General features: G+C 66.3%; 1 protein-coding gene. It reads right to left on the minus strand.

What is annotated here, in order from left to right; genetic code table 11:
* Nucleotides 1-4998, minus strand: a 4998-nt coding sequence (locus AC1RMD_RS31065) for a beta strand repeat-containing protein (protein WP_492932706.1), incomplete at both ends; no start/stop codon positions are given.

Genomic DNA, 4998 nt, shown 5'->3' on the forward strand with positions numbered 1-4998 from the left:
ATTGGCGAACTGCGGACGGGTTTCGAACACGTAGCTGCCGTTGGCGTTCGGGTTCAGCAGCGACAGCCCGTTCGGCGTCACCTTGACCACCGTGCCGCTGTTGGCGGCGTTCTGCGCCAGGCTGGCGCCGTGGCCGGAGTTGACGTCGCCAAGCGCCTGGCCACCGGCGCCGCTGCCCTGGGCCGCGCCGCTGGTCGCAGCCGAGCTGGCCTTGCCGATGGCGTTGACGTTATCGATGTCGCGGGCGCCGTTGTAGGCGCCGCTACCGCTGGTATCCAGACGCGTATGACCCTGGTTGCCGAGGCCGCTGCCGCCCGCCAACGCGGCGTCCGTCGCCTGGTTGGACAAGCCGCTGCCGCCTGCTTGTGCACCCAGCGCCGCGTTGTTGCCGACACCGCTAGCACTGGCTTGCGCATCAAGCGCAGCCTGGTTGGCGACGCCGCTAGCGCCGGCTCGCGCGCCATGCGTCACCTGATTGGCGATGCCGCTGGCGCCGGCTTGCACGCCTTGTGCCGCCTGATTGGCGGTGCCGCTAGCGCCGGCTTGCGCGCCATGCGCCGCCTGATTGGCGATTCCGCTGGCGCCGGCTTGCGCACCTTGCGCCGCCTGATTGGCGATGCCGCTAGCGCCGGCTTGCGCGCCTTGTGCCGCCTGATTGGCGGTGCCGCTAGCGCCGGCTTGCGCGCCATGCGCCGCCTGATTGGCGATGCCGCTGCCGCCGGCCACACTGGCGCCGCCTGCGTTGTTGCCGATGCCGCTGCCGCCGACGTGGCCGCCGGCGCTGCCGCCACTGGCGCCGTTGCCGGTCGCATGACTGGCGCCGCTGGCGCTGTTGTTGCCGGTTGCGAGCACGGTGACACTGTCGCGGATATTGCCGACCGTGCCAGCCGTGACGTCGACGTTGCTGAAGCTGCGGCCGATGATCGATACGCCTTTTCCGCCGGAGATCACGCCGGCGGCCGAGCCAATTATTTCGCTCTGCGATGGCATGGTGTAGGCAACGACCTGGCCGTCGTCGGTTTTCCAGGTACCGTCGAAAGTGTGGTTGCGGTACAGCGTCGCGCCCTGGTTGATGATGGCTGCGCCGCCGTCGATGGCGAGGCCGCCCGTGGCCATGATCTGGCCGTACTGGTTGGTCAGCGCCTGGCCGACGGTCAGGTGCATATTGCCGCCGGACAGGATCTGCGCCACAGCACCGGAACCCGGAGCGATCTGGTCTTCTTCCGCCGTGTGGTGCGCCAGCCGGGATTGTTCCAGCTTGCCGGATTGGGGGGCCACCGCACGCGTCGTAACACGGATGATAGTCGAGGTCGGATCGTCGTACTCCGGCTGGGTCTCGAAGCGCACGCAGTTGGACGAACAACTGCCGTACTGGCTGGAATACGCGATCGGCCCACTGTTCCAGTGGTTGACGGCGCCCAGATAGAGGTCGGTCGGCGTGCCGGTTGGCCCGCCCTGGTCAGGGTTGGCCTGATTGTCCTTGCGGACCATATAGTACAGCACGCGCGTACCGTCGCTCATCGCAATGCGAAGGCGCTCCCCTTGCGCGCTGTAGGCCCCGGACGCGGCCCAGAAGAAGGCGGAGTCATTGGCGTGCGTACGGATGACCGCGCGCCCATAAGCATTGCCGTCCGGAGCAAACATGATCTTGTCTTCCAGGACGTCGTCAGGATTGACGTAGTAAAGCTCGCTTGGGACGTAATTACTGGAGTTGGGGTCGTAGTTGTCATGGTTGTCGCCATGATGAGACCAGCTCGGCAACGACATCTGCTTGGTCTCATCGACCGTCTGCACCTTGATCAGCGTAACGTTTTCGCGGATGTTGTTGACGCTGACCGCGTTCAGCGACAGATCGCCGGCCGCTTCGATGGTCGACGACATGTTGTTGACCAGGCCGGTCGTACCGCCGCTCAGCGCGCCAGCGATGCCCAGGCTGCCGCCGCTATAGATGCTGGCGCCGCCGGTGTTGTTGATGGTGCCAGCCACGCCCAGCGCCATCGTGCCCGTCGAGCCGAGCAAGGTGCCGGCGCCGGTGTTGTTCAGGTTCTGGGCCTCCAGGGTCAGGTTGCCGCCGACAATGGCATTGGTATTGTCGATGGTGCCGCTGCTCTTCAGGTCCACCGTTGCCGAGCCGTTGATCTGGCCGGCGTTAGTCAGGTTGCCCGCCGCATTGACCGCCACACCCTGCCCCTGCATCACGGCGCCGGCGTTGTTGCTGACGTTGTTGCCGCTCAGCGTCAGCTTGCCGACCGCCTCGAAGGTGGCGTTGTTGACGATATTCCCCGTCACCGCCAGGCTCAGGTCGCGGTTCGAATGGAACTGCTGGATGCCGCTGCCCCGGGTGTAGTCGCCGTCCATGCTCAGCGCCAGGTCGCGGCCGCCTTGCAGTTCCCCGTTGCCTTGCAGTACGTGAGTGACCACGACCAGGTCGCGGCCGGTGGTGATGTTGCCGGCCTCGTTGCTCAGCTGTTGCGCAGTCAGGCTCAGGTCGCCATCGGTGCCGGCGCCGGTGCCGATGCGTCCACCGTTGTTGTTGATCTGGTTGGCGACGATCAGCGCATTGCCGCCCGAGATGATCAGGCCGCTATTGTTCAGGTTGGCGCCGGCCTGGTTGAAGGTCAGCGTACCGCTGCTATTGATCGTGCCCAGGTTGTCCAGCAATTGCGTCACTTGCAAGGTCATGCTGTTACCCGAGGCAATGATGCCGGCGCCGCCGTTTTGCAAACTGACAGCGCTGAGCAGCACGTTGCCACCGCCGGCAATCACGCCGGCATTGCTCACCGTTCCCAAGCTGGTGACGCTGGCATCGCCGCTGCCGGCGTTGACGATGCGGCCGTTGCCGTTGTTGATGGACAGTGCTTTTAGCGTCAGTGCGGCGGTGGCGCCGGCCGCTTCGATCGCGCCACCGTTGTTGGTCAGCGCGCCACCGGCATCGATCTGCAAGTCCTTGCCGGACTGGATGGTGCCCTGCACGTTGTCCAGCGCGCCGGCGATGGTCAGCACCGCCTTGCCGTCCGCCAGGATCTGCCCTTTCTCGTTGCTGAGGCTGGCCGCGGTCAGCGCCAGGTCGGCGCCGCCATTCTTGGCGGTGGCGATCTGGCCGTTATTGTTGTTGACGGCTTGGGCGACGATGGTGATGGCGCCGCCGGCGACGATCTTGCCGTCGTTGTTCAGATTGGCGCCGGCCTGAGTGAAGGTCAGCGTGCCGGCGCTGGTGATGGCGGCGTGGTTGTCAACTTGCTGGTCCACCGCCAGCAGCAGGTTGCCGGCCGTGCCGATGCTGCCGCCGGTGTCGTTCTTCAGCGTATGCGCGCTCAGCTTGAGGTTGCCGTTGGCGGCGATCAGGCCGCTGTTGACGAGGTCGCTGCCGATCAGCACATTGGTATCGCCGATACCGACGTTGACGATGCGGCCGCCGCTGCTGTCAAGGGTTGCCGCCGTCAAGTCCAGCTTGCCAACGGCGCCATCGGCCTCGATCGTGCCGCCCGCATTGCCCAGCGCGCCGACGGCGCCCAGCTTCAGGCTCTTGCCGGCTTGCAGCGTGCCGGAGCCGTTGTCCAGGTCGGCGCCGCTGCTCAGCGTGGTATCGCCGCTGGCGAGTATCTTGCCGCCGCGGTTGCTGATGCTCTGGCTGGTGACGCTGATGTCGGCGCCGGATGCGCTGCTGGTGGCGATCAGCCCGCCATCGTTGTTGAAGCTGGCCGCGTTGAACGTGGCCGCGGCGCCGGCAATCATCTGGCCGCTGTTGCTGAAGCTGGCGCCGGTTTGCGTGAAGCCGAGCGTGCCGGCACTGCTGACCGTGCCCTGGTTTTGCATCTGCTGCGTTACCGCCAGCTCCAGGTTACCGCCGGCGGCGATAGTGCCGCCCGCGAGGTTTTGCGCGCTCTGCGCCGACAGCAGCAGGTTGCCGTTGCCTGCGATCATGCCGCTGCTGACGATGCTGCCCTGGCTGCTGATGCTGGCATCGCCGTTGCCGACGTTGACGATGCGGCCCGCCATGTTGTCGATGGACTGGCCCTGCACCGCCAGCGTACTGCCGGCGGCCAGCGCTTCGATCACGCCGCTGGCGTTGCCGAGTGCGCCGCCAGCGCTCACCTGCATGTCACGGCCGGCTTGCAGCGTGCCGTGCGCGTTGTCCAGCGCGCCGTAGACGTTGACGCCGGCGTTGCCGCTGGCCAGCACGCTGCCGCCGCGGTTGCTCATGGTCTGGCTGTCCAGGCCGATGTCCGCGCCGGAATTGCTCAGCGTGGCGATCTGGCCGCCATCGTTGTTCAAACTGCCCGCGCTAAAGCCAATCCGGCCGGCGGCCGTCAGCGTGCCGCTGTTAGTGACTTGCGAGATGGTTTGCCGGGAATCCAGCGTGCCGCCGCTGTTGATGGCGCCGCGATTGTCCAGCAATTGCGACAGCGACAAGGTCATCGAACCGGCGGACGCCACACTACCGCTGTTTTGCAGGCTCTGCGCGCTCAGGTCCAGCGTGCCGTTGCCGGCAATGGTGCCGCCGCTGCTGATGCCGCCCTGGGCGCTAACGCTGGTGGCCGCCGCACCGACATTGACGATGCGGCCGCTACCATTGTCAATGGCGCCCGCCTGCACCTGCATGGCGCTACCGGATGCCAGGGCTTCGATCACCCCAGCGTTGTTGCTCAGCGCGCCGCCAGCGTTGAGGCGCATATCCTGCCCCGCTTGCAACGTGCCCTGCGCGTTGTCCAGCGCGCCGCCGACGTTGAACACCGCGTCGCCGCTGGCTTGCACCCGGCCGCCGTGGTTGCTCAGGCTCTGGCTAGCGATCACGATGCCGGCGTTGGAATTCGATAGCGTCGCGATCAGTCCGCCATCGTTGTTCAGGCTGCCGGCGGCGATGCTCGCCTGTCCGGCCGAGACGATCTGGCCACTGTTGTTGACGATGGCCGTAGTCTGGTTGAACGTCAAGGTACCGCCGCTGTTGACAACCCCTTGGTTGTCCAGCTGCTGCGCCACGTCCAGGCCCATGCGCTG

The organism is Duganella sp. GW822-FHT06D06 (genome assembly GCF_058799615.1).